The sequence below is a fragment of the Acetobacterium sp. K1/6 genome (genome assembly GCF_034438075.1).
Lineage (GTDB): Bacteria > Bacillota > Clostridia > Eubacteriales > Eubacteriaceae > Acetobacterium > Acetobacterium carbinolicum.
In genome coordinates, this window is sequence record NZ_JAXQGA010000002.1 from 253,556 (window position 1) to 279,321 (window position 25,766).

24 protein-coding genes are annotated in these 25,766 nt (G+C 44.6%); 17 read left to right on the top strand and 7 right to left on the bottom strand.

The genetic code is table 11. The annotated features are described in order from the left end of the window. Window positions 1–151 precede the first annotated feature (151 nt). The gene (gene hcp, locus U2P91_RS03010; protein ID WP_111886728.1) at window positions 152–1,708 is read right to left on the bottom strand and encodes a hydroxylamine reductase; all 1,557 of its coding nucleotides are present in this window, start codon (window positions 1,706–1,708) and stop codon (window positions 152–154) included. A gap of 376 nt (window positions 1,709–2,084) precedes the next feature. Here hcp and U2P91_RS03015 point away from each other — a divergent pair, with 376 nt between their 5' ends. The 9 genes from U2P91_RS03015 (at window position 2,085) to U2P91_RS03055 (ending at window position 12,079) form a co-directional block, all read left to right on the top strand. Beyond that, entirely contained in the window at window positions 2,085–4,076 is a 1,992-nt protein-coding gene (locus U2P91_RS03015) for a GAF domain-containing protein (protein WP_162624378.1), read from the top strand. Window positions 4,077–4,095: 19 nt separating this feature from the next. Then, on the top strand, window positions 4,096–4,569 hold the full coding sequence (locus U2P91_RS03020) for an HAD family hydrolase (protein ID WP_111886730.1): 474 nt from the start codon (window positions 4,096–4,098) through the stop codon (window positions 4,567–4,569). Window positions 4,570–4,677: 108 nt separating this feature from the next. Further along, window positions 4,678–5,232, top strand: coding sequence for a glycerol-3-phosphate responsive antiterminator (locus U2P91_RS03025; protein WP_111886731.1), 555 nt, complete (start codon window positions 4,678–4,680; stop codon window positions 5,230–5,232). 247 nt (window positions 5,233–5,479) lie between these two features. Beyond that, the gene (locus U2P91_RS03030; protein ID WP_322518994.1) at window positions 5,480–6,979 is read left to right on the top strand and encodes an FGGY-family carbohydrate kinase; all 1,500 of its coding nucleotides are present in this window, start codon (window positions 5,480–5,482) and stop codon (window positions 6,977–6,979) included. Between the two features lie 183 nt (window positions 6,980–7,162). Beyond that, the gene (locus U2P91_RS03035; protein WP_111886733.1) at window positions 7,163–7,921 is read left to right on the top strand and encodes an SDR family NAD(P)-dependent oxidoreductase; all 759 of its coding nucleotides are present in this window, start codon (window positions 7,163–7,165) and stop codon (window positions 7,919–7,921) included. A 118-nt stretch (window positions 7,922–8,039) separates the two neighbouring features. Continuing rightward, window positions 8,040–9,497 carry an NAD(P)/FAD-dependent oxidoreductase gene (locus U2P91_RS03040; protein ID WP_111886734.1) on the top strand — a complete coding sequence of 486 codons (1,458 nt, stop codon included), beginning with the start codon at window positions 8,040–8,042 and terminating at the stop codon, window positions 9,495–9,497. Further along, entirely contained in the window at window positions 9,494–10,810 is a 1,317-nt protein-coding gene (locus tag U2P91_RS03045) for an NAD(P)/FAD-dependent oxidoreductase (protein WP_111886735.1), read from the top strand. Before U2P91_RS03040 ends, U2P91_RS03045 begins: the two co-directional genes overlap by 4 nt. Then, the gene (locus U2P91_RS03050; RefSeq protein WP_111886736.1) at window positions 10,807–11,229 is read left to right on the top strand and encodes a DUF1667 domain-containing protein; all 423 of its coding nucleotides are present in this window, start codon (window positions 10,807–10,809) and stop codon (window positions 11,227–11,229) included. The genes U2P91_RS03045 and U2P91_RS03050 overlap by 4 nt, the downstream gene beginning before the upstream one ends. Further along, complete coding sequence (locus tag U2P91_RS03055) at window positions 11,219–12,079, top strand: class II fructose-bisphosphate aldolase (RefSeq protein ID WP_111886737.1); 861 nt, start codon at window positions 11,219–11,221, stop codon at window positions 12,077–12,079. Before U2P91_RS03050 ends, U2P91_RS03055 begins: the two co-directional genes overlap by 11 nt. A gap of 188 nt (window positions 12,080–12,267) precedes the next feature. On the opposite strand, the gene U2P91_RS03060 is transcribed toward U2P91_RS03055, so the two are convergent. Beyond that, complete coding sequence (locus tag U2P91_RS03060) at window positions 12,268–12,636, bottom strand: hypothetical protein (protein ID WP_111886738.1); 369 nt, start codon at window positions 12,634–12,636, stop codon at window positions 12,268–12,270. A gap of 356 nt (window positions 12,637–12,992) precedes the next feature. Here U2P91_RS03060 and U2P91_RS03065 point away from each other — a divergent pair, with 356 nt between their 5' ends. Further along, window positions 12,993–13,499 carry a ferritin-like domain-containing protein gene (locus tag U2P91_RS03065; RefSeq protein ID WP_111886739.1) on the top strand — a complete coding sequence of 169 codons (507 nt, stop codon included), beginning with the start codon at window positions 12,993–12,995 and terminating at the stop codon, window positions 13,497–13,499. A 100-nt stretch (window positions 13,500–13,599) separates the two neighbouring features. Here the strand turns inward: U2P91_RS03065 and U2P91_RS17945 are convergent, their stop codons facing one another. The 3 genes from U2P91_RS17945 to U2P91_RS03075 all read right to left on the bottom strand — a co-directional run bounded on the left by U2P91_RS17945 (window position 13,600) and on the right by U2P91_RS03075 (window position 15,693). After that, complete coding sequence (locus U2P91_RS17945; protein ID WP_111889654.1) at window positions 13,600–13,725, bottom strand: diguanylate cyclase; 126 nt, start codon at window positions 13,723–13,725, stop codon at window positions 13,600–13,602. Between the two features lie 45 nt (window positions 13,726–13,770). Continuing rightward, a complete protein-coding gene (locus U2P91_RS03070; RefSeq protein ID WP_111886740.1) occupies window positions 13,771–14,460 on the bottom strand; it encodes a PolC-type DNA polymerase III in 690 nt (229 codons plus the stop codon). 174 nt (window positions 14,461–14,634) lie between these two features. After that, window positions 14,635–15,693, bottom strand: a complete 1,059-nt coding sequence (locus U2P91_RS03075; protein WP_111886741.1) for a DUF3089 domain-containing protein — start codon at window positions 15,691–15,693, stop codon at window positions 14,635–14,637. Window positions 15,694–15,902: 209 nt separating this feature from the next. On the opposite strand from U2P91_RS03075, the gene U2P91_RS03080 reads away from it, so the two are divergent. From U2P91_RS03080 to U2P91_RS03100, 5 genes are all read left to right on the top strand, one after another. After that, entirely contained in the window at window positions 15,903–17,951 is a 2,049-nt protein-coding gene (locus tag U2P91_RS03080; RefSeq protein WP_162624379.1) for an EAL domain-containing protein, read from the top strand. Between the two features lie 33 nt (window positions 17,952–17,984). Next, on the top strand, window positions 17,985–18,881 hold the full coding sequence (locus tag U2P91_RS03085; protein WP_111886743.1) for a LysR family transcriptional regulator: 897 nt from the start codon (window positions 17,985–17,987) through the stop codon (window positions 18,879–18,881). A gap of 170 nt (window positions 18,882–19,051) precedes the next feature. Then, window positions 19,052–21,016 carry an NAD(P)/FAD-dependent oxidoreductase gene (locus tag U2P91_RS03090; protein WP_111886744.1) on the top strand — a complete coding sequence of 655 codons (1,965 nt, stop codon included), beginning with the start codon at window positions 19,052–19,054 and terminating at the stop codon, window positions 21,014–21,016. A gap of 598 nt (window positions 21,017–21,614) precedes the next feature. After that, window positions 21,615–21,749 carry a GNAT family N-acetyltransferase gene (locus U2P91_RS03095; protein WP_111886745.1) on the top strand — a complete coding sequence of 45 codons (135 nt, stop codon included), beginning with the start codon at window positions 21,615–21,617 and terminating at the stop codon, window positions 21,747–21,749. A gap of 191 nt (window positions 21,750–21,940) precedes the next feature. Beyond that, window positions 21,941–22,192 carry a hypothetical protein gene (locus U2P91_RS03100; protein WP_111886746.1) on the top strand — a complete coding sequence of 84 codons (252 nt, stop codon included), beginning with the start codon at window positions 21,941–21,943 and terminating at the stop codon, window positions 22,190–22,192. Window positions 22,193–22,303: 111 nt separating this feature from the next. Here U2P91_RS03100 and U2P91_RS03105 read toward each other — a convergent pair whose 3' ends face one another. Both U2P91_RS03105 and U2P91_RS03110 read right to left on the bottom strand, forming a co-directional pair. After that, complete coding sequence (locus U2P91_RS03105; RefSeq protein ID WP_111886747.1) at window positions 22,304–22,813, bottom strand: helix-turn-helix domain-containing protein; 510 nt, start codon at window positions 22,811–22,813, stop codon at window positions 22,304–22,306. Between the two features lie 231 nt (window positions 22,814–23,044). Further along, a complete protein-coding gene (locus tag U2P91_RS03110) occupies window positions 23,045–23,410 on the bottom strand; it encodes a carboxymuconolactone decarboxylase family protein (RefSeq protein ID WP_111886748.1) in 366 nt (121 codons plus the stop codon). 243 nt (window positions 23,411–23,653) lie between these two features. Here U2P91_RS03110 and U2P91_RS03115 point away from each other — a divergent pair, with 243 nt between their 5' ends. Together U2P91_RS03115 and U2P91_RS03120 are read left to right on the top strand one after the other, a co-directional pair. Next, window positions 23,654–23,998 carry a DUF4145 domain-containing protein gene (locus U2P91_RS03115; protein ID WP_111886749.1) on the top strand — a complete coding sequence of 115 codons (345 nt, stop codon included), beginning with the start codon at window positions 23,654–23,656 and terminating at the stop codon, window positions 23,996–23,998. 127 nt (window positions 23,999–24,125) lie between these two features. Beyond that, window positions 24,126–25,388 (top strand): hypothetical protein, encoded by a 1,263-nt coding sequence (locus U2P91_RS03120; RefSeq protein ID WP_111886750.1) that lies wholly within the window; start codon window positions 24,126–24,128, stop codon window positions 25,386–25,388. The last annotated feature ends 378 nt before the right edge of the window (window positions 25,389–25,766 follow it).

A 25,766-nucleotide genomic window follows, 5' to 3' on the forward strand; every position in this document is an offset into this window, starting at 1 on the left:
ATTGCGGTAAAGAGTGAAGTCTGCCAAAGGCCCTTTTCAGGGGAGTTTTGACAGACTTTTAATTTGGTTGATGATGTTAACAATTGATCGGTACGGTAGTATAAAGAAAACCCGATGGTACCGACCACACTTTTTCAATAGCGAGTTGGTTTTAACCCAGTAATTTTGCCATATCAGCTTCTGGGGTGGTGATTGGTCCGATGTTGTAGTTTTCAACCAGCACGTTTAAAACGTTGGGTGAAATAAAAGCGGGTAGTGATGGTCCTAATAAGATGTTCTTGATGCCGAGGTGTAACAGGGTCAGTAAGATACAAACCGCTTTTTGTTCGTACCAGGATAAGACCATGCTTAGCGGTAATTCGTTAACATCGCAATCAAAAGCGCCAGCCAGAGCCACAGCCACCTGAATGGCCGAGTAAGCATCATTGCATTGGCCCATATCCATCAGTCGTGGCAAGCCGCCGATGGTGCCCAGATCAAGATCGTTGAAGCGGTATTTACCACAGGCCAGGGTTAAGACAATCGTATCAGCCGGTGTTTTTTCAACAAATTCGGTGTAGTAGTTACGTCCGGTTTTAGCCCCGTCACAGCCTCCAACCAGGAAGAAGTGTTTGATATCGCCAGCTTTAACAGCCGCGATAACCTTGTCAGCAACGCCTAAAACAGTGCCATGACCAAATCCGGTTAATAGTGTTTTACCGCCATTGATGCCGGTCATTTCCTTATCTTCCGGGTATCCGCCCAGTTCCAGCGCTTTTTTTATCACTGGGGCAAAATCTTTTTCTTTGCCAACATGGATCATGTCGGGGTATTGAACCACATCGGTGGTGAAAATACGGTCAGAATAGCTTTCTTTCACTGGCATAATACAGTTGGTGGTGAAAAGAACCGGGGCTGGTACAGCAGCGAATTCTTTTTGCTGGTTTTGCCAGGCTGTCCCAAAGTTTCCTTTTAAGTGGGTATGTTTTTTGAGTCCTGGATAAGCATGGGCTGGCAGCATTTCACCGTGAGTATAAATATTGATGCCCTTGCCTTCGGTTTGTTCCAGCAATAATTTTAAATCATGTAAATCATGACCCGTGATGATAATAAAAGGTCCTTTTTCAATGGTTAATGGCACTTCTGTTGGTACCGGGGTGCCATAGGTTTCGGTATTAGCTTTATCCAGCAATGCCATGCATTTTAAATTAATTTCGCCGGTTTTGAGTACTAGTGGCAGTAACACGTCCATGCCCAGATCAGAGCCGACAGCAGCGAGTGCTTCATAGAAGAAGGCATCGACTTCAGGGTCGTTGTAACCCAGGATTGCGGCATGATGAGCATAGGCAGCCACTCCTTTAACACCTAAAAGGATCAGCGTTTTCAGGGATCGAATATCTTCATTATCATCCCAGAGTTTTGCCATATCATAATCTTCGGCGGTTGGATCCAGATCAGCTTTCATTTTGTCAACACAGTCTACCATTACTTTAAGACTCTCATCATCAAAACTGACATTGGTAACAGTAGTGAATAATGCTTTTTTGATACAGGCGTCGGTGGCCGGGGTAGCCGCTGTTTTTTTTACGGCTTTAGACAGCCCAATACAGGCACCGACTAATTTATCCTGGAGACCGGCAACTGGCGCTGTTTTACCACAGACTCCCTTGACCTCACATCCGGTTCCTTTGGCAGTCTGTTCACATTGAAAACAAAACATGTCTTTCATTTTTTACCTCTCTCGTAACTATTTTATTTGTTAACCCGTATCAACGGGGAATAACCTTTGTAAAATCACTTCTCTTATAAATTACCCATAGATAGTGAAAAATAACGATTTAATCGTATTTATTTATTTAAACATCCGTTTAACTAAATATTTATCCAAACTATTGCGTTTTTTTAAACTGACGATAACATAATGATACTACATGTTTTTCTGTTTGACGGTTGCAAATGCAACATAGAATAAAAATATTTCTTCTTTTTATTGATATCTCCTGTATAGAAATATTCTCTTGAAATAGAAATCCTATCTTTTATTCTGAAAGTCATTGTGATATGATTTGTTTAACTAAGTGCAATCATTAGAAATGAGGAACACCATGAGCCTGAAAATGAGTAAGTTGCTGGATATTGAAAAATACTTGTTGCTGGAACTGGTTTATTTTCATTTGCCATCCCAGTATAAAAATCAGATTACCCGGGAAACCCCGATAAAATTGGATGAATATATCGATCTGATAGAGCAGTGTGGCTGTTCGACGTATCCTGGTTTTATTAGTCGCTCTCGGCATGGGAGCCAATACAAAAGAAGAAGGCAGGCTCATTTTAAGCGAATTTACGCATCCAGCGATAACCTGGACGATGTTATTATTACTGGTTATCGTAATGATAATTATGGTTGCTACGGTAATTCCGACGATAAGATTAAATCCAGCTTTGTTGGCATTGCCATGGAAGACTGCGAAAATAACGGGGCGGTGGTTTTTAGCGGTTGTGAACAGATGGATCTCAGCAGTATTGTTCTGGACTGGGGCGGATGTCTGATTGCTTCGTTGGGCGTGGTCACCGCTCATCATCATAAAGCGATCGATTTTTTCGACTACTATATGACCGGGATTCTGGGGGAACGTAATCTTTTCGGACATTCTAAAGGTGGTAATCTGGCCACCTACGTTTATATCAATCGGCTTGACGAAAACACTAATGCTTATTGCGTTAATGCCCAGCCCTATTGTTGGTACACCATGAGTGACAGTCAGAAGGCGGCCTTAAAAACAGATCGATTTGAGTATATTGTTCATGCCAATGACCCCACTAGAAAGGCCAGCTATGTGTCTTATATCAGCCGTACGGCTCCTCTGAACCGCTATGCAAACCGACATTTTATTGATATTCATGGCTTTGCTGAGGTTAGTTTTGACGAATTTGGAAATCTGGAAGGTACCCGGGTTATCCGGGAAACCAATAGCCGACTGAAAACCCGATTTTTTAACGACTATGCCACTGAAAAGCGTTTGACCCACGATGAATGTTTGGCCCAGTTCCAGGAAAACATTGACAAGATCATCTCACTGCCCCGGCTATTAAGCACTACCCTGGACGAAATCCTATTGGTAACCGAGGCTCAAGCGGCAATTATCTGGCTTCGAGATGAAGATACCCGGGGGTCATTTATTTATCCATTAATTATTAAAGGCCCCCGGGCAGAAGATCTTTATCAACTGAAACTGCGCCCGGGACAGGGGATTGCAGCCCAATCAGTCTTTGCTGGATTGCCACTATATATCAAAGATTTCCGTCACTACCGGCTACAGGTTGGTAGTCTGAAGCGAGCTATGGGTTTGACCATTACCTCTGAAATTGCGGTGCCGTTGGGAATTGATGAATCGGAGGTTTTTGGCGCCTTGGAGCTGGTTAACAAACAAAATGGTTTTTTTTCAGTGGAAGATTTTGCTCTGGTCAATGAAATGACCCTGGTAATGTTGGATGTCTTTAAAAAATCCGGTAAATCTCTGGATAATTATCGTGATTTTTCTTTGTTACAGATCCGAAAAGGTGGAAAGCCGATCTTTGCGGTGGAAAAGAACGGTTATCAGGAAGAAAACTTTATTACCCAAGAAGAGAAGAGCTTTTTTTTAAAAAAAATCATGGGTCAGTCTTTAGAATCCGATGAGCGGTTGATTTTTAACCGGGTCACATTTACCAGGAACAAGCAGGATCAGTTAAAACGATTGCGAAAGCAGGAATATGTGATGATCTTTGAAAATTCGCATTTGCGGGTTAGCAAAACCCGGGTCAAGACAGTGTTGGTTGCGCTGCTTTTACATCTCCGGGAGAATCGGATCAACCTAAATGCACTGGCAAGCATGATTGGTCTTGAGGACAAGATGAATACTTCTATTAAAGATCTTAGTGGCGCTGAATACATCCGCCTGGAATATGGCATGGCACGAATCCGGCGACCCCAATTGATTATTGTCAACACCCCGCCTCGGGGTGTTAGTACCGCCGCCTTTTTGGCTTTGTGCAGTCGACTTAAGAAAGACTGCGAGAAGAAAGTGGCCACTGTGATTGTACTTACGGACAAATGATGAGAAAGAGAGGTTAGTGATGATAAATCTAAAAATTCCCGGCTATGAGACCATCACAGTTGAGCATGTGACCTTTGATTATAACGGTACCCTGGCAGTCGATGGCTTTCTGGTGAAGGGGCTTAAAGAAAGACTGGTGGCTCTTACAAAGCTGGGGGTGGACGTGTATATTCTTACCGCTGATACCTTTGGTCTGGTGCGAAAGCAATGCGGAGATCTGCCGGTGACCATTGAGATTTTTTCAAAAGATAATATTTCAAAAAAGAAAAAAGCCTTCGTTGAGTCGATCGGTGGAGCGACTAATGTTGCCATCGGAAACGGCAACAATGACCGGGAAATGTTTTTAGAAAGCCGGCTTTCCATCGCTGTGATCGGAACTGAAGGCTGTTTTGCAAAGTCACTGCTGGCAGCGGATATTGTCGTGAACAGTCCGCTGGATGCTCTGGATTTATTATTAAACTCAGACCGGATGGTCGCTACTCTAAGGACGTAGACGATCGATAATGATCAGTGCTTTTAAGCAAGTGATAATGTTACTGCTTAAAAAAATGTTGACGGTTTCATTCCCCTTGTGCTATGATCTAGTCAATGAGGAGATAAAATGAGTTGGATTGATTTTACAGAATTCCAGGTTATTCCTTCGATTCGCAGGCTGGGTGATTTAGAAATTGCGCTTAATAGTGATGTTCAGGTCGTTTTACTCACTGAAGCCCACATTGCCAATCTGCAGGAGCTGGTTAAACTGGTACATGCAAAAGATAAGAAGGCGCTGATCAATCTGGAGTTGCTGGGTGGTTTTGGAAAAGATCACGTGGGAATGAAGCTATTAAAAAACTATTACCATGTGGATGGGGTCATGTCAACCGACAGCGGTAAGCTGGGGATGGCAAAACAATGTGGTCTCGTTACTTTTCAGCGATTTTTTCTTCATGATTCGCGATCTTTTGAGACCGCGCTTAAAATTATTGAATGTTCACGGGTTGACGGAGCTGAGCTGCTACCGGCGATCATGGCTCTGGATTGTTATCAAACACTGATTGCGGCGGCAAAAATTCCCTTATTAGCAGGCGGATTTGTCCGGGACCGGGAAATGATGGGAAAGATTAAAGCATGTGGTTTTAAGGGTTTGACGGTCAGCGACAAGTCGCTGTGGTAACGTGATTTTTGATATAGGATATTAAAACAAAATAGAATGTGCCGGATGGTAATTGTGTGAGTCCTGCTTAATAAATGTGATAAATTATATCACATTTATTAAGCAGGACTTTTTTTCGTGAGAAAAGGGGGTATTGAGGAAGGGAAACAAAACGAAATTTATCATACTGTAGGGGCAATAGCAGTTGCCCGCAAAGGTTAAACAATCAAATCGTTCTAAATTTAAAAATATAATTGGAGGCTACAAAATGGGAAAATATTTACTGGGTCTTGACAATGGCGGCACCATGATTAAAGCGGCACTTTACGATTTAAAAGGAAACGAGGTGGCAATTTCTAGCTCCAAAACAGCCATGTACCAGCCGGAACCGGGCTTCACCGAACGTGACGTCGAAGAAATGTGGCAGGCCAATGTCAAAGCGATTAAAGGGGTGATCGCCAAAGCCGGTATCAATGGCAGTGAGATCATCGGGCTCTCCGCCACTGGTCATGGGAACGGCCTCTATCTGGTTCGGGCTGATGGTAGCCAGACTACCAATGGCATGATCTCCACCGATGTCCGGGGCCGGGAATACGTTATTAAATGGCAGAAAGACGGCACCCATGATAAGATCTTGCCTAAAACCATGCAGAGTGTTTTTGCGGGACAGCCCACTACTCTGCTAAGATGGTTTATGGATCATAAACCCGAGGTACTGGAAGAAACCCGTTGGATTTTTATGTGCAAGGACTATATCCGTTTCCGGTTAACCGGAGAAGCTTATGGGGAAATTGCTGATATGTCCGGTTCCAGTCTGATGAATGTCCGGGATGTGAAATATGACCGGGATCTGCTCAAAGACATGGGGCTTGAAAGCATTTATGATAAATTGCCGCCACTGCGTTATTCAGGGGAAGTCTGCGGCGCGATCACCAAGGAAGTGGCCGAACTGACCGGACTGTCTGAAGGAACCCCAGTGGCCGGGGGCTGTATGGATATTCACGCCTCAGCAATGGCAGTGGGAATCACCGATGAGGATAAAATGTGCGTGGTGGCCGGGACCTGGAGCATCAATGAATATATCAGTAAAAAACCGGTAGTGGACAAGGACTTGTTTATGACCTCCATTTATCCGATCCCCGGTTATTGGATGATCTTGGAAGGCAGCCCGACCTCGGCCAGTAATCTGGAATGGTTTTTAACTGAAATCCTTCGGGATATTGATCTCAAAGAGCAGGATGTCTATGAGTATTCCAACCATTGTGTCAACTGTGTGGCCGATGAAGATTGTGGCGTGGTCTTCCTACCCTTTTTATACGCCAGCAATGTCAACATCAATGCCAAGGCCTGTTTTGTCGGATTGTCCAGCTATCACAACCGGGATAATATGCTAAGAGCCGTTTACGAAGGGATTGTCTTTAGTCATAAGTATCATATTGAAAAGTTGCTTAAATATCGTAGTGCCCCAAAGAGTATCCGCATAGCCGGTGGGGTGGCTAAATCCCGGGTTTGGGTGCAGATGTTTGCAGATATTCTTAAGGTGCCTATTGAAGTCACTGAATGTACCGAACTGGGGGCACTGGGAGCAGCGATTTGTGCCGGGGTTGCCACTGGCGCCTATGAAAGTTTCAAGGCGGCTTCGGATGTGATGGTGGAAATTGCCTTTACTGCGGTTCCCGACCCCACTAAACAGGCCCTTTATGAAAAGAAGTACAACCGCTATCTGAAGGTTATCAATGCGCTGGATGGGATCTGGGACGAGTATTAAAGAAGGCCATTCAGCAATTACCAAGGAACGTTATGCATCGCTTCGTAGGGGCGAGGGTCTGACCCCTAGGTCATTATCAATCGCCCGGAAACGTTGATCTCAAGATAAACGCTTGCAGGCGGGTACTACCCGCCCCTACGAACCCATAATGGACAAATATGTAAAAAAACGGGAGACTAAGAAATGGATTTAAAATTAAAAGGAAAAAACGCCATCATCACCGGGGGTTCCCGGGGAGTGGGACGGGCGATTGCTCTGGGGCTAGCAGCAGAAGGCGTTAATGTGGTGGTAACAGCCCGAAAAAAATCGAAAGAACTATTGGAAGTGGTAGAAGAAGCTAAATCCATGGGGGTAAACGCCTATCCTTTGGGGGTAAGCATGAATAATGCCGATGATGTGGGGAAAATGATGAAGGCGGCCGAAGCGCTGCTGGGAGATCTGGATATACTGATCAATAACGCTGGGATCTGGTTAACCGGATGGATTCAGGATATCCCCTTATCGGACTGGGAAGAGACCATGGATGTGAACTTGACAGCGCCTTTTCTCACCTCTCAATATTTTGCCAAAATCAATCTAAAAAAGAAGCGACCCGGGCGGATTATTAATATTAATTCTCAGGCGGCCTTTAACGGCTCTACCACTGGCCATGCCCACTACGCTGCCAGCAAGGCGGGGATGGTAGCATTGACCATTTCCATGGCCCGGGAGCTGTCGTCTAAAGGGATTACGGTTAACGGCATTGCCCTGGGGATAGTTAACACCGATATGATTAGGGACAACTTAGAAGCCAACCCCGGTTATTACGAAAGCCGGATCCCCATTGGTCGCGTGGCTCAGCCGGAAGATGTGGCCAACATCGCAGTCTTTATGGTCTCGGAACCGGCATCTTATCTCACTGGCACAACCATCGATGCGACCGGAGGAATGCTAATGCGGTAGGGTATTTAAACGGAACATGGGTTGCAAGACGGACGACTGCGGGCGGTAGTACCTGCCCCTACGAAGCAGAATAAACAACGGCGTAAAAAACACACACCATTTACGAAAGGAAAAGAGAATGAATCATTATGACATCATCATCATTGGGGGCGGTATCACTGGTACGGCCATTGCCCATGAATGTTCAAAATATAAACTGACAGCCGCCCTGTTAGAGCGGGGCACCGATATCGGTATTGGTGCTACCAAAGGAAATGGCGGGGTCGTTCACCCCGGCTACGATCCCACTCCAGGCAGTCTGAAAGCAAAGATCAATGTCCGGGGAGCCAATCTTTATCCCAAACTGGCCAGGGACTTAAATTTTGGTATTATCAATCCGGGTATGTTCGTGATCGGGTTTACCGATGCCGATGAAGCGGCATTAAAACACAAGCTGGAGTTCGGTATCAAAAACGGGGTGCGGGATCTGGCCATTATCAATGCCGACCAAATGCGAAGCCGTGAGCCCCACCTGGCTGCCAATGCCAGGTATGCTCTTTATGCTCCTACAGCCACCGTGGTGGACCCCTTTGAGGTGGCGATCGCCTTTGCTGAAAATGCTAAAGCCAACGGTGTGGCGATTTTGACGAGTCAGCCAGTAACCGCGATACAAAAAAAAGAGGACGGCAGTTTTCTGATTAACACTCCCGATCAACAATTGTCCTGCTCCTATATCGTCAACGCAGCTGGCAACCATGCTGATGATGTGGCCAGGTTGGCAGGGATTTCTGAATACCAGATGAAGCCGCGGCATGGGGATCTGCTGGTGTTGGACAAGGATATGGTCAATAAGCCCAAAACGGTGATGTTCCCCTGTCCCGGACCGGATACCAAGGGGATTGCCTGTATTCCCACGGTTCATGGCAATACCATTGTTGGTTCTACCGCGACCATGATGGATGACAAGGAGGCACTCAACAACTATGCCCCCGGAATTCAGGCTTTGATTGATGGAGTGCATAAGATTTTACCGGAACTCGACGCCGGTAAAATTATCCGCACCTTTGCTGGGCTGCGGCCAGTGGTGCTGAACAACAATAATGATTTTTTCATTGCCGAGTCGCTAACTGTCAAAGGTTTTATTCATGCCGCTGGAATTCAGTCCCCGGGGGTAGCCTCAGCACCGGCGATTGCCGAAACGGTCCGTGATCTGTTGGATGATGCCGGACTTGAAATGAAACTAAAACCGGATTATAATCCTTTTCGGGAGAAAAAACCTGTCTTTGGCACACTGTCCATTGACGAACAGGATTTCCTGATCCAAAAGAATCCTGCCTATGGACGGATTGTCTGTCGTTGTGAAACGGTCACCGAAGGTGAAATCGTCGATGCCATCCACGGGATCATTCCGGCCCGCACCTTGGATGCGATTAAACGCCGGACTCGGGCCGGGATGGGGAGATGCCAAAGCGGCTTCTGTCAGTATAAGGTCATTTCTATTCTGAGCCGGGAGTTGGGGCTGCCAGTTTCTGACATCTGTCTGGAAGATCGGGGCTCACAACAGCTCTGTGGATCGGTTAAGGGAGGTGTGAAATGAAACAGTTAAATTATGATGTCGTCATCATTGGTGGTGGTCCGGCTGGTATGGCGGCGGCCCTGAAAGCCAAAGAAAAGGGTGCCACCGTTGCCATTATCGAACGTAACGACGAACTGGGAGGCATTCTTAATCAGTGTATTCACAGTGGTTTTGGGCTCAGCTATTTTAAGCAGGAGCTCACCGGCCCGGAATACGCCGAGCTGTTTATTAATCAGGTGGCAACTACCGGTATTGATGTATATTTAAAAACCATGGTCATTGATTTATCCCAGGATCGTCAGGTTAAAGCGATGAATGAAGATGGCATGCTGCTTCTCTGTGCCGGGGCCATTGTGCTGGCCATGGGGTGTCGGGAACGGACCCGGGGTGCGATTAAAATTCCTGGTTCAAGACCGGCTGGAGTCCTCACCGCCGGACTGGCGCAGCGGTATGTAAACATCGAAAACCGTAAACCCGGGGAACGAGTTGTCATTTTGGGTTCCGGTGATATCGGTCTGATCATGGCGAGACGGTTGACCCTTGAAGGTATGCAGGTTCTGGGGGTGTATGAGCTGATGCCATATGCTAACGGACTATACCGAAACATTAAAAACTGTCTGGATGATTTTGATATCCCCCTCCATTTGTCAACCACGGTAACTAATATTATCGGCCATCCTCATCTGGAAGCTATTGAGGTGGCTAAGGTTGACGAAAACTTTAAGGTGATTGAAGAAACCCGAGAAGTAGTCCCCTGTGATACTCTGCTGCTATCCATTGGTCTGATTCCCGAAAATGAGCTATCCCAAAAATCCGGAGTCAGTCTAAATCCCCGGACTAACGGTCCGTTGGTTAACGAAGAGCTGGAAACTGACCAGCCAGGAATCTTTGCCTGCGGAAATGTCCTTCACGTTCACGATCTGGTGGATAACGTCACCCTGGAAGCCGAAGCTGCCGGAGCTGCTGCCGCTGTCTATGCTTTGCAGCAAAAGGTAGAGGCAATGGCTGGTGAAAACAGATCGGCCAAAAATAAATCAACTATTCCGCTGGGACCCGGAGAAAATGTCGGCTATACCGTGCCAGCTAAACTGACCAGCCCGACTAAAAAAGCGGCACGAATTTTATTCCGGGTGCGAAAACCGCTAGAAAATGCCGAAGTTATCATTCAATCCGGTAAAAAAATTATATATCAAGGTAAACCCAGAGCCTTTAAGCCCAGTGTGATGGAAGAGGTACAGCTAAACCCAGACGAAATAAATGGATTAAAGGCTATGAGCGATCAAAATAGTGTAGCGCTACCGATAATCGTATCGGTCCGGGAGGTGAAACAATGAGTCGTTATAAAAGTGAAATTAAAAGTGAAATTAAAAGTGAAGAAGAAATAAAAGTTTGCTGCACCACCTGTCCCAAGGAATGCGTTATTACGGTTCATCTAAAAAAGGGCGTTATGGACAGAGTGGAGGGAGAAGGCTGTAAGCGGGGTAAAAAGTTTGCGCAAAAGGAGATTACCACGCCAGAAAGAACATTAACCAGTACAGTTATGGTGAAATGTGGTGACAAAGCCTGCCTATTACCAGTAAAAACGGCCGGCCCCATCCCCAAAAAAGCCATGGCTCTAGCCATGGACGCGATCCGCAAAACGAAGCTCACCGGCTCCTGCCAGATGGGGGATGTAGTCATTGCGGATATCTGCGGCACCGGGGTAGATGTGGTGGCTTGTCGAAGTATTAAGGAGGAAAATCATGCGTGTTAATCTCAGTAAAATTTTAGCGGATGCCAATCACAAAGGATGCGGCATCGGGGCGTTTAATACACCCAATCTGGAAAGTGTTCAGGCGGTGATCGCTGCGGCAGAGACCCTGAACCAGCCGGTGATCATCATGCATGCCCAGATTCATGAAAGCCTTGTTCCCCTGGAAATGATCGGTCCGGTAATGATCCGGTTCGCCGATCAGGCCAAGGTAAACGTCTGCGTTCATCTGGATCATGGCGAAGATCTGGGTTACCTGCTTCACGCCATGAAAATGGGTTTTACCTCAGTGATGTATGATGGCTCGAGGTTGCCCTATGAGGAAAATCTGGCCAACACCCGGGAAATTGTCCGGGTGGCCCATTATCTGGGGGTATCGGTGGAAGCTGAGCTGGGCCGGGTGCTACGACCAGAAGGCGGGGGCGTTCCAGATCCCGAGGAAGAAGCCCTGACCCCGGAAGCATGCTACACCGATCCAGCGATGGCTAACGCCTTTGTGGCGGCCACTGGGGTGGATGCACTGGCGATTGCCTTTGGCACTGCCCATGGCGTTTATGAAGCCGAACCCTGTCTGGATTTTGATCGGATCGCAGCGATTCACGAATTGGTGGAGGTACCATTGGTGATGCATGGTGGTTCCGGGGTATGTGCGGCTGACTTCCGCAAAGCCATCGTATCCGGGATTTCAAAAATCAATTACTTTACATATATGTCCCTGGCTGGAGGTCAAGCGGTTAAAGCCTATTCTGATCAAAACCCCGGTCGGGACCTGCGCTTTGATGAAATTGCCGAGATTGCCCGGGTTGCCATGCAGGCTGATGTGGAACGGGCGATGAAGATGTTCCGGGGTTAAGTGAGTGTTTGTCATTTTGTCTTGGGATTGATAAAAGTTAAGGGACGGGCTAACGTAAAAAAATCCTTTTGATGTATATCGTCACCGTTGAAAAAACTGTGACGATTATCAAAAGGATCCTTAATATAATGTGAATATTTTTGTGACTATCGGCTAAAACTGGATGTACACACAGATTAAATCAGTTGTTATTTTTTGCCATCTGAATCGGCCATGAAATTATGCATATTTCCAGCATTATTTTTTGCCAGTTCTTCAGCTTCGCTATAAATACCATCTTCGTTTTCTTCAACCACTTTTTCTTTTTCCGCTAATTCGCTAGCTTGTGTATAAATACCTTCGGTTTGATCGGATTCTACTGGGGAATGTTTTATTTGCTTGTCAACTTTTGGGTTGTGACCGTCTGGATCAGCCATGAATGTGTGAACATCTTCGCGATTCGCCTTTGCTGCTTCCTCAGCTTCCCCATAAATAGGATCTACACCACTTTTGATATTTTTATCTTTTGCACCAAGTTCCTCGGCATTGCCGTAAACGCCTTTTTTTTCGTTATCCATGTTTCTACCTCCTGAAAATTGTTTTTCTTATATTATAATACCCTAAAAAAAACAACTCAAACATGATCTTAAAATAAGAATAAAAGGGAAGTCTGAAATAAGTACTTCTGATTTTTCATGTGGCGGGTTTTAATGAAATAAAAGTGTGATTGCAGTTTACATAACCCAATTGATGATGTTTACAGGTTTTAGATTTTCTTAAACGAAACTGAAAATATCTGATCCTTAAAGTGCCGAATGGGGTCTGACACCCGATTGACACAGAAACGTAATATTATCATCTCAGGAAAACAAAAGACGCAGCGACGCAACTAACCGTTTCGCCGACGCCAAAAAAACATAAGGAGATGTGTAAAATGAAACGTTTATCAAAATTATTAACTGTTCTTCTACTGGCTTTCACCTTGGTGGGTTCCATGGGAGTTGTGATGGCGGAAGGCAATGACTTCGGGTCGGCGGGAGCGCTGGCTGACGACAACTTGACGCTGGAGGAAATGCTGACCTACGCAATTCAGGATGAATATGCTGCCGAAGCAGAGTACGCTAAAATCATTGAAACCTACGGATCGGTTCGACCATACACTAACATTGTCAAGGCAGAAGCCAAACATATTGCAGCACTGACACCGCTTTTTGAAGCCAACTGCTTAGAGGTTCCAGTTAACGACGCAGCCAGTCACCTGGTCTTGCCTGCATCCTTGAAAGAAAGCTACGCCATTGGTGTCCAGGCTGAGATTTTGAATATTGACATGTACAACCGCTTTCTAACGCAAGAACTACCAGACACTGTTCGTAACGTGTTTGAATCACTGAAAAAAGCATCCGAAAGCCATCTGGCAGCATTCCAGCGAAAAGCTAACTAGTCAGCTAGAATCGTTAGGCAGATTTTAAAACTGAATAAACCAAAAAAGAGAAATGACCGCTGGTCTTTCTCTTTTTTTCGATCTATAGAATTATTTTTTCCTATTGCAGAATCGTATTGCGGCCGGATCTTTTGGCCTGGTAAAGCAGGCGGTCGGCAGTCTCGATCAATTCACTGATGCTGGTATGGTCCCATTGGACAATTTCGCTACTAATCGTCAGATCGATGGTGTCGTGATAAAATCGGCGATTACGCGAAAGAAGAGGTTATAATTAAACAGAAATTCGGGCAAACCGTTCCATGCTGGCTGACATATTCTGACATTTTTTTTTGTAGGGGGAGTGTTTATGTTTAAACTCCGAGGCCAGTATCAGGGTATCCAGTTCTTCCACGCAGGCGATTGAGCCATCGTGGTATTTTAGCGACTGGAATAAATTATTACTGACCAGGCAGTCAGATAGAGCCCGGTGAGCATTGGTATTCTGGATGGCGCATTTTTCACACAGAGAAGTTAGTTGATGATTGAGAACCGATCTTTGCCGTTCTCTGAATAGATCAATAATATCGATAAAATCGTTGGTCAGATCATGACCGATCGTTATTTTACAGTGATCGTACAAAAAATTTACATCAGAATTAACCTTATGGCCAATTAATATATTGTCGTCGATAAAGGAAACGAAAGCGTCTAATACCTCAGCAATGGGGTTGGCATCGGTGAGCATATTATTGGTGATACCAGTCAGATTAGTAATATAAGAACTGATGGGGTTCTTTGGTTTGATTAGCATTTGAAAGACGGATGTGATTTTATCGTTGCGGACTTTAACAGCGCCGATTTCAATTATTTCACAGTTTTTGGGACTGAATCCGGTCGTCTCAATATCAATGATGACGTAATGATCCGGAAATTCAATCAGACTATTGCCTTTTTTTTCTCGAAGTATTCCATATTTATTCATTGGTTATTCTCCTAACAAGTTACTCTCTTTTTGCAGTTGGTCGTTTTTAATTGGTACTGCGTTATATTTATAACCAATTTGGAAGTGATTATTCATCTTAAATCATTGAAAAGATAAAAAAACTCAATTCTGCAGATACAGAACTAAGTTTTCTAGTTTTACTTTAACAAGTACTTATTTAACTTCTTTCAGGTAGTTTGCCACCCGCTCTTCGGCGTTGGCCCGGATATTGAAATAGTAGAAAGGAAAATCAAAGGTATGGAAAACGCCCCGGCCAAAGGTACCACCACCGGGTGCATATTGATCGACACTAACGGTGCTGCAGATCAGGACATTTTTGGTATTATCGACCTTGGCATCGGCAAAATTCATGACCTTTAAGGGGGTGCCATCGGCATTTTTGACCACAGACCCATCCGCATTTAATTGGAGGGAACCAAGATTGTCAGAGGCTGGTGCGACCGTTTCTTCGGTGGTCCAGCTAATTGGGTTGATAACATGGGCGGTGGGCAGAACCACACCATCAGAGCCTTCAATGGTAGGGGCCTGGGTATTGTAGGAAACAATGACCCCAGTGTCACCAGAGCCAGAGGCAAATTTGAGGTCAGGATTTTCAGCCAGGTAGTCATCGGTAATGGAATAGCCAAGGACATAGGCAGCTACCATCCGTTTGTAAACGTCCGGGTGTTCTTTCATGTAATCCTGTAATATATAGATCATTACGTTGGAGCCCTGGGAATGACTGGCCAGAATAAAGGGTCGGCCATTGTTGTAATGCTCGATATAGTATTCAAAGGCGGCAGTGGCATCAGTCAGCGGCACGCCTTTAACGATGTCCTGTTGTTCCTCAACATCCATCGCCAGGGTGGAGCCGGCGTCATCCTGACGGTAGTAGGGAGCAAAGATATTAGCTGAGGTTTCAAAGGCAGTGGCTTGTCGGTCATAGGCCAGTTTGGACTGTTGCAGCATGACTGGATTGTCGATTTCACAGATAATCGGGTCATCGGCGTTTACCTTGGCCCAGGCAGAGGGGTACAGGTAGAACACGTCCACCTCTTTGGTTATTTCAGCCGGAACATTGAGCCAGTGTGCGCTCTGACTGTAATCCGTGGGGACGATGGCCTCCGAGGTTTCAATCTGGGCACCATCTTTTTTTGCGGTAGTACATCCGGCAACCACCAGACAACAGATGACAAACGCCAGGGAGACTGATAGAATGATTTTTCTTTTCATGTTGTTCTCCTTTATTTTGATTTAAATATAATTTAACGTTTTCATTATAAGGGGAAATGGGTGAAAAGTATAGTGGCATAGTTGTAAAAGTACGGAAAATACTTTGGGATAAAAATTAAATGAGGTAGATATATAACAAAAGTCGTTGAAAAGAGGATATCGTAAATGATAGAATACAATCTTAACGACAACTAAACTGGAGGATGGTAATGTTTCAATTGGATATTCGATTACTGATCGTAACGATACTCTTTTTTTCGATTATTTTTGTGGATTTTTTAAGAAATAAAAAATTACCGCTTTTATCAAATAAATGTTTTGCGCTGATGCTTTATTTTACGGCGGTAAATCTTGTTTTTAATGTGCTTAAACTTTATACCACGGTCAACGTTGATGCGTTTATACCGCTGGTAGACCGGATGTTTAGCCAGCTTTTTTACGGCAGTATGATCATGATTGTGGTGTTTCTTTTCTGGTATGTTGAAATTTTAGGGAATAATCAGAAACGGATGAAGTGGAAAAAGGTTCTGAGGCGTATGCTGCCCCTGGCTTTCCCGATGGTGATGATACTCTTTGGGGATTTGAATTACGAACTCCGCAATCAGCAATTATATGCCGATGGATCAATGGTTGTCGGATTCACATTAAGCCTGCTTTTCTATTGTGGATGGATTTTTGTGGATACGGTTCGTTATAAAAAGACGATCCAAAAAGAAAATCGGTTGGCTATCCAACTGGGGGTTCTGATGCTGGTTGCCGGAGGCGGAATTCAACTCTTTAATTTTGGCCTGCTTTTTTCGGAAGTAGCGGTCACCCTGATGATTTTGTTTATCTATCTGGCCTTTGAAAATCCCAAAGAATACATCGATGAGGAAACAGGCTCCTTTAACAAACGGGCCTTTCATCTGGTGCTAAATGAAAAAAAAGAAGCTGAGAAGCCATTGATTCTGGTGAGCGTGGTGGTGGATGATTTAAGAAGAATTCAAACCATGGTGGGGCATGAGAATACCAATCACATCCTCAAGATAATCGGGATGATGATGAAGGACAGCTTCCAATTCTGTCCCGGTTGTGACCGAAAAAGGATTAAAAAAATAAAACATAATGCCGATTTCAGCCTTTATCACTCTCGTAGCAATGTGATGACGTTTTTAACCGAAGTCACTCTTGACGATATTAATGAACAGTTGGAATTGTTGGCCCGGCAGATAAAAAAGCCGATCCAGTTTTCAAAGCACACCATTGTTATTAAAGCCCATATTGATGTGATTTTTACAGATAATTACAAAAATCAGGAAACCTGCGATGAGGTCTACGACATGATGAATTATATGGCCTCACATAATAATGCCACAGCGGAAAAAATCATTCATCTTTTAAATGAAGCGGTCATCAGTAGTAAAATACGCTATTCAACCATTGAAAATATCCTCATTGACGCCATCGAGCATGACGGGTTTGTAATGGTGTACCAGCCAATATACCATGCCAAAAATAAGCAGTTTCTTTCGGCCGAAGCGCTGGTTCGCTTAACCGACACCACCTCGGTTGGTTTTATCTCCCCGGAAGAGTTTATTCCCATCGCCGAAAAAAAAGGCATGATCATGGAACTGGGGGAGATTGTCTTTGATAAAGTCTGTGCCTTTGCCCGGGAAGAGGCACTTAAGGATCGGGGCATCGAGTACATTGAAGTAAATCTTTCTGGTATTCAATGTGTCCACCCGGATCTCCCCAGTCAGTTACAGGGTATTATGAAAAAATATGATATAACACCGGGTTTTATTAACCTGGAAATAACCGAAACCGCCTTTGTGGAATCGGGTGAAATGCTCCGGGAGAACATGCTTAAGCTGAGGCAGATGGGATGCAGCTTTTCGATGGATGATTTTGGCACCGGGTATTCCAATTTGTCACGGATGGCTGAAGTGGTGTACGACCTGGTAAAATTGGACAAGAGTCTGATCTGGCCCTGTTTTGACCAGGAGAACAGTGGGAAAAACAGTAAGGCCACTGCTATTCTGGAAAATATCATCAAGCTTCTGTTGCAACTAAATGTTAAAATCGTCGCTGAAGGGGTGGAGACCAAAGAGATGGCGACCTACCTGAACAACCTCGGGGTCACCCATTTACAGGGGTATTATTATTCCAAACCGATCAGCGAGGCGGCGTATTTAGATTTTTTAGCTATAGACCGAAGTAGTTATAAAATTGTAACTGATGATGAGAAAACCAAAACGTCACAAGTGAATAGTCTGTAAGACTACAGTTTATTTTCAGAAGAGGAGAAAGAAATGGATATCCGAAAGATTGAATATTTTCTCTGTGTAGTTGATGAAGCCAGCTTTACCAAGGCGGCTAAACGGCTGCATGTGTCGCAGTCGGGCATCAGTCAGCAGATCGCCAGCCTGGAGGATGACCTGGGGGTGATCCTGATCAATCGCTTAAAAAACAAATTTGAACTCACCGAAGCAGGGGCGTATTTTTACCAGTCCTGTCAGGAATTTGTCAATTACTATCACCAGATCCAGAAGAAAACCCGGGAAATTCATTTTCGCAGTCAGTTGGATATCAACATCGGTTATGCCGGTCCCATTGAGGCTACCATCATTGAACCGCTGGTCAGCTTGATTCAGGCGTATTATCCGGATCTCAATTTTAACTTCGAAAAAAGCAGTTTTCGGGAAGTCATCGAGGCGTTATCGAATCGCTCCATGGATATGGTGATCTCCTACACCTATGATCTGGTGAAATCCAGCGAAGTGGTAACCATCCCGATCCGTCGGAAGCCGATGGGTCTGCTGGTCAGCAGCCGGCACCCCCTGGCCGGGCAGCAAAGTGTCTGCGCCGCCGCGGTTGCTGGCGAAAAGATCATTATGCTCAATCCCGACTATGGCCGGAAGAGTTATGAGAATATGATCAAATGCTGTCGGCTCGATGGTTATGAACCCAATATCACCCAAGAAGTTCCCACCTGTGAAGCGATGTTTCTGAAAGTCGATGCCAACAGCGGGGTCTCGTTTTTTTCCCAAGGCTATGTTGAAAAAATCTTTAAAAACATCTGTTATGTCGAGCTGGAAGGAACTCACCATATCGACTGCGTCGATTTGAGCTGGCTAAGAAATAATGGCAATGCCTTTATTCCCAAAATTGCAAAGTTAATTCAGGACAATCTCCATAAGCTATTCTGATCACCTCATCAGATCTGTCTATTAGACAGGGGGATGGGGCTAGACGTATAATCAGCTTAGAAAAATCTTATGTCGGCATTTTTACGCGCCCTGAAGCAGGACCCGTGTAAACGCTGACAAACGATGGCGCAGCTATTGCCGCTATAATTCAGAGTTGAAGAGGAGATCGTATGAAAAACTGTAAATATCCCAATCTTTTTACCCCGATTGTACTGGGGAACACCCTGTTTAGAAACCGTATTTTTGCTTCCCCCACCGGTTACCAGAATTTAAATGGAGACGGTTATCTCAATGAGGGCGCCGCCGCCTATTATGAACGAAAAGCCCGGGGCGGGGCGGCCAGCGTCACTTCTTTTGAAGGGATTGTCGATGGCGAGCTGGGCCGCGGCGGGGCCACCCATATCTGTCTGGACACGCCCAACATCAGTAATAATCTGTCCCGACTGGCTTATGGCGTTAAAACTTATGGCGCGGTGGCATCCCTGGAACTTCAGCATACCGGCATGTTTGCCAATCGGGATCTGTCCTTTTTTGGCGCTTCCTCCAAAGGGATTGCCTATGGCCCGGTGGAGTGTGAGCTGGCGGGCCGGACGATTCAGGCCATGGATGAAGAGATCATTGAACGGACGATTAGAAAATTTGCCCAGGGGGCGGGGCTGGCAAAACGCTGTGGCTTTGGAATGGTCACGGTTCATGCCGGTCATGGCTGGCTGCTGCACCAGTTTCTCTCGCCGATCACCAACACCCGTACCGATAAATGGGGCGGCAAGGATGTCGAGAACCGATCCCGGCTGATCATTGCCGTCTGTGATGCCATCCGTAAAGAAGTGGGACCGGGTTTCCCGATTGAAATTCGCTTAAGCGGATCGGAATGTTACGATGGCGGATTCGGAATTGAAGACGGCATTGCCATCGCCAAACAGCTGGAAAACCACGTTGACTTACTGCACATCTCAGCCGGTAATCACGAGGTCGAAGAAGTGTTTGCGATCACCCATCCCAGCATGTTTACGGCGGACGGCTGTAATGTTCAATATGCAGCCGAAATCAAGAAACACGTCAAAACCCCGGTGGCCACAGTGGGCGCTCTGGATGATCCCGAACTGATGGAAGAAATTATCCGTTCGGGACAGGCGGATGTGGTTGAAATGGCCCGGGGGCTGCTTTGCGATCCGGACTTTCCCAATAAGCTGCGCAGCGGCAACGAAGATAAGATCATTAAGTGTTTGCGCTGTTTATCCTGTTTTTCCAGTGAGCTTGCAAACGGCGAGCCCTATTGCGCCCTGAATCCGGAAACCGGCCGGGAGCTGGAAATGAAATTCGCCATTCCCACGGCGGTTAAAAAGAAAGTGCTGGTCGCCGGCGGTGGTATTGGTGGGATGCAGGCAGCGCTGACCTGTGCCGACCGCGGTCATGAGGTTATCCTGGTTGAAAAAAGCGACCGTCTGGGTGGGGTGCTCCGCTGTGAAGAGGCGGTGGCCTTCAAGAAAAATCTGGATGCCTACCTGAACCAGCAGCAACAACGGATTCAGGATGCCAACATCGAAGTCCTTCTGAATACCGCGGTGACGCCAGCAATGGCAGAAACCATCGAGCCCGATATTATCATTGCCGCTCTGGGTGCGGAACCGGTTAAACCGCCGATTCCCGGCATCAATCACAAACATGTCATCTGTGCCCAGGACGCCTATACCGCCATTGACACCATCGGCGAGCAGACGGTGATCATTGGTGCCGGTCTGGTCGGGGTGGAGCTGGGACTGCACCTGATAGCCAATGGCAAAAAAGTGAAAATTGTTGAATTGTCCGATCATATCAATGACGGCGGTAATTTCCTGCATATGCTGGGCTTGAAATTTGAAATCATCAAACGGGATCTGGATATTCAATTCAATACCAGGGTGAAAGAAATTCGGGAAAACGGTGTTCTCTGTGAAATAGACGGTGCTGACCAATTGCTGGACGCCGATACCGTGATCTACGCGGTCGGCCAGAAACCCCGCCGCGACGATGCCCTGGCGCTTAATTTTTGTGCTCCGGAATTCTATCTGGTCGGTGATGTCATCGCCCCAAGAGATATTACCAGTGCCAATGCCGAAGCCTTTATGACTGCCCGCAACATCGGCCGATTCTAGGAAAAAATAGCAACTCATGATTTAACCGCCGCTTTCTGATTGATAATCAGAAAGCGGCGGTTTTGATCGCTATTTAAAAACCGCCGTTAGGCTTCAATATTTTGTTTAAAGCATAACCACACTGTCGCCATCACAACGGTTTATTTTATTGCTTGACGACATAAGCATGACTTGCTCAATGTTTGTTGTGGAATTTGTCTTTATTAGCAAGAATGACATATTGGGTATGTGTCAAATCGAATTGCCTTAATGCGTCTTTAATCGCTCTCTGCCAAAGGGTGGACACCTGCCAAAAGAGTAAGCCGGTACTTTCATTATGGGATTGATACCGGGAGCCTTTCAATGCTCGACCATAGAAAGGAACCGATCCATCGTGGCTGGCAAGGTGGCAGTTATTCCTTTGCCCATACCATCCATTTGGGCGTCGACACCGCCTTCAATTCCGCGAGTTTAAATTTTAGCTCGAACACTTAAAAATCTTTCCCACCGCACCATTAAATGATACAATAAATCCATTCACACCGATTACACAGGCATTGAGGTAAATGTTATATTAAGCTACTTGTCAGGATCCCTAACTTAAAGAAGGAAGTACGCGATGTTAAAAAGGCTTCGTGAAGCCGGTCACACGACGGTTTCGCTCAGTGTGACACAAAACAATCCGGCAGTGGCTCTTTATAAAAAATGTGGCTTTGAGATCCTTTGTGTTCAGCAGGATGATTTTCTGATGTAGTTAAGACAATGAAAGCCAATAGTAACGAAGTAATGATTCGAAAATGCAATTCTTTAGTGCAATGATGCTAGGCGCACATAACTTATAACCAGCCTTGCTCTGAAACTGGCGGTCATATTTGGTCTATTTCTTCGAAGTCATCATTGTCTGAATTTCGATCTGGAAAAAATATCGTCTTAAAGGAGTTATCAATGTTTTCGAGAACGTGGCATGGGATTGTACCGATTAAAATGCGGGCGGCATTTGAACAGTATGAACGGGACATTGACCGGGAAACTAAAATCCATGTCGCCACGGTGCAAAGTCTCGTCAAACGAATTCTCTATAACGAAGCCGACATCATCCCGGCAGTGTCTGATTATGATTTGATTGTGAAGGACGGTGAAAATAGAAAGAGGGCAACCAAGCCGATAATGGCGAGGTTGCCCATACTTTCGAAGTAATCAAGATTAGCTTTAGCAAGAGCTAAAAGGCTCATATCAAGCGAATGCTCATAATCTCATTGACAAATTGGAATTTTGAAGTATGAACTGCATCCAAAAATCAGAGTCGTTTTATACTTTCTTTCGTGTCAAGAAAATTCCGACGATTGCCCCTATAAGGACAATTGGTGCTAATCTGACAAACAGCCATTCAAACGCGTGAAAAGCTACTCCGACAACGGCAGTTTCAGGGTCATTATAATCCCAACCTAAGTAAGGACTATTTAATACTATTAAAACAGCCAAAATCGTTACTAAGATCGCACACAATAAGATAAGTAGGCAGTGAAGTGTTTTTCTTCTCGCGGTCTTCCTTTGTGCAAGCTGTAAGTTTATAATCTCCAGTTTTTCGGAAATTACTTTCAAGTCATCAACCTTCGACTCAATAACAGTATCTCCAAGCAAAGTGCTTACGGGTGTTTCAAACACTTCCGATATGGAGATTAACATTTCAGAATCAGGAACTGACAATCCTTGCTCCCATTTTGAGATGGTTTGTCGCACCACATTCAGCTTGATAGCAAGTTCTTCTTGTGAAAGTCCTTTTGATTTTCTAATAGCTTTAATGTTTTCGTTTAACATAGCAAATACCTCCTTTGATTGCTACTTAATTATAATAGATATTTGCCCGTTGCGACAAGCAACGCAAATTAACAATGACTATTTTTCTGCTAAAGGGTATATAAATTTGCTCACCGAGCGTTCAAATTTCTCACTACCACTTCGCATATCCCGGGTGCCAGGCACACTTAACTTAGATCGGTAGGGAGCGTCGCCACCAGGTCTACTTCAGGCCCCAGTAGCTAGGTACGCTTAGCTCATGTCAGGAGCTTGTTGGTCATGGGCAAGTGCATCACGGGCGGGAAAGACCTTTTTGGCAACCGCAACCGCATTTAAAACTTTCGGAAATCCGGTGTAGGGGATGCACTGAATAAATGCTTCAATAATTTTATCTGGTAAAATCCCGACATTTAAGGCGCCATTGATATGTACGTCCAGCTGGGGTTCGCAGCCGCCAACGGTCAGCAGGCTGGTGATGGTGATTAGTTCCCGTTCCTCAAGGGTCAGCCCCGGTCGGGAGTAAATATCGCCAAAGGCGAATTCAATAATATAGTTGTCCAAGTCGGGGGCGATTGTTTTTAGCGTCTCGATTACTTTTTCGCCGCCAACTCCATCAATCCGGTTTTATACCGAGACCCTAATGGTTGAAGATTCAGTTGCTGGAGCACATGTAGCAATCAGTATCGGAAGAAAACCATCCTAGAATTAGCGATATAGCCCAAACCATTTTTTAAAACTCACAGGTGTTAATCCGGTGAGTTTAATTTTTTGCTCAAACACTTAAAAATCTTTCCCACCGCGCCATTAAATGATACAATAAATCCATTCGCACCGATTACACAGGCATTGAGGTAATGTAAGATGAAGTCAAACTACGCTTTTTTAAATGATCACTTTCCAGCCCTGGCCGGGATGGGCAGTCTGGCCGAGGACTATCTGTATACCGACGGTAATTCCTGCCTGATTAAGCTGGGTCTTTTTGGCGAAACGATGGTCAATCTGATGATGGCGCTGGATGGGGTGACCCCGCCAGAAGGGGAGAATACCCACGCCAACCGGATCAAAACGCTGAAACGGGAAGGCCTGATTCCGGCGGCCATTGATGACATTTTTTACGCCCTGCGCAAAGCCCGAAACCGAGCGGTTCATGAAGGCTACGACGGCTTTGACGACGCCAAAGCCCTCATCGACCAGATGAAACCATGAAAAAAACATCCTAGTCCAAGCCTTTCGCGGAGAACTGGGACGAATGAGGCGGGGGAAGAGAGTACGGTGGTGTTGTTGAAAGAAGTTATAGAAAGAAATATTCGATTTATTGGAAGAGGGTAATTTGATGCGAAAAGGACTTTTATTAGGTGCCGGTTTTTCTTATGATTTAGGGATGCCTCTAGTCAAAACTCTGACTAAAGATTTCTTCTCTTTTTTTAGTAAAAAACGGTTGAAAAGTTTTATAGATTTATGGTCTAAAAACGAACCTTATGGAGTAGATGATCCAATTGAACCTATGGCATTTCCAATTTTAGTAAGATTAGTTGAAAAATATAGGCGAGATCCTGAGTTAAACTATGAAGGATTTTTGAAAGAAATTGAAGAACTAATAAAAAATACTACTGATCGTGCGACTGCTAGATCCTATCAATATGCGTTAAGTAAATTTGAGGACGTATTGACAGAGATGTTCTACATATATCATGAACATAATTTTCATATTTACGAAAATTGCAAGCAGTTTTACAAAGAGTTTGATAAATTTATCGGGGATGAACCTCTGTGGATTATGACACTAAATCACGATCTACTTATTGAATTTTTATGTCTGGATTCTGGTATTCCAATCAAATTTGGAGCAGTTTCAAGCACGGATTTTCCAATTTTCAATGATGATTTTGTAAATCTTGTGGAATTTGGTGTTAATGATCGTGCTAATCTCAAATTAGACAGTATGGATTATTTGAAATTTGGTAAAGGGGCAAATATTTTAAAATTACATGGTGCGCTGAATGAATACACTTATGACGGTAATAAAAAAACTGCTTATGTAAACGTAAATGAAACGGATAAACCAATGGACTATTTAAAAAGAGTTTCAAAAGTTATGCATAAAATGGAGTACAAAATCAATGGGAATTCAATGAGGTTTGGAAAAGATATAGCTGTAAGTGATATGAATGGTGAAATGCAATTTTTAAGTCACACAATTAAAACAGGTGGAAATAAGTTCAGTAAAACGATAAATCCCAAATCAAGGGAAGAAAAGATGGTTTTATTTGAACAAATATTGGATATGTTAGATGAAATAACAATTGTTGGGTATAGTTTTTGTGACTACCATATCGATACGCGTTTATATAATGCAATGTTAAAGAATGAAAATTTAAAAGTATGGATCATTGACCCTTTAAGTGGGAAAAATGAGTTATTTGTTCCTTTTGATTATAGTCTTAGAGTGAGAGGGATGCAATGCTGTACGCCAGAATGGCTTAATTATTTTACAAACAAAAATTGGGATATTGAAAACATGAAAATTCTAAATTTGTATCGTAATCAAAGAAGTAAAAATGATGAAAAATTAAGAAATGAATTTTTCAAGCGGTGATTGGATCGAACCGATGGCGTAAGGAGCTCTCAAGGACTGACATTGTGTCAATCAGAACCAGAGCCGTTTTTGAAATGCAGTTGCTACTGGTTCCAGGTACATCTAACTTACATCGAATGACTTAAAAGTAAGATTTTACCCATTCGAACATTGGTCGAAGATTGAACAAATGCTGGAAAACGAAAAATGTTTTATTTTGAAGTGAAAGAAATAAGTCGACGGAACTGTTTTTTTTTCGCGGAGACTGATCCAACTAAACTTGAAAAAGGGAAGGAAAACCATGTATACATTCGACATATCTGTAAGTGCCTCAAAAGATGACGTATAGCAAGTTTGATCTAAACCTGATATACTGATGACATCATTATTTGAGGCACT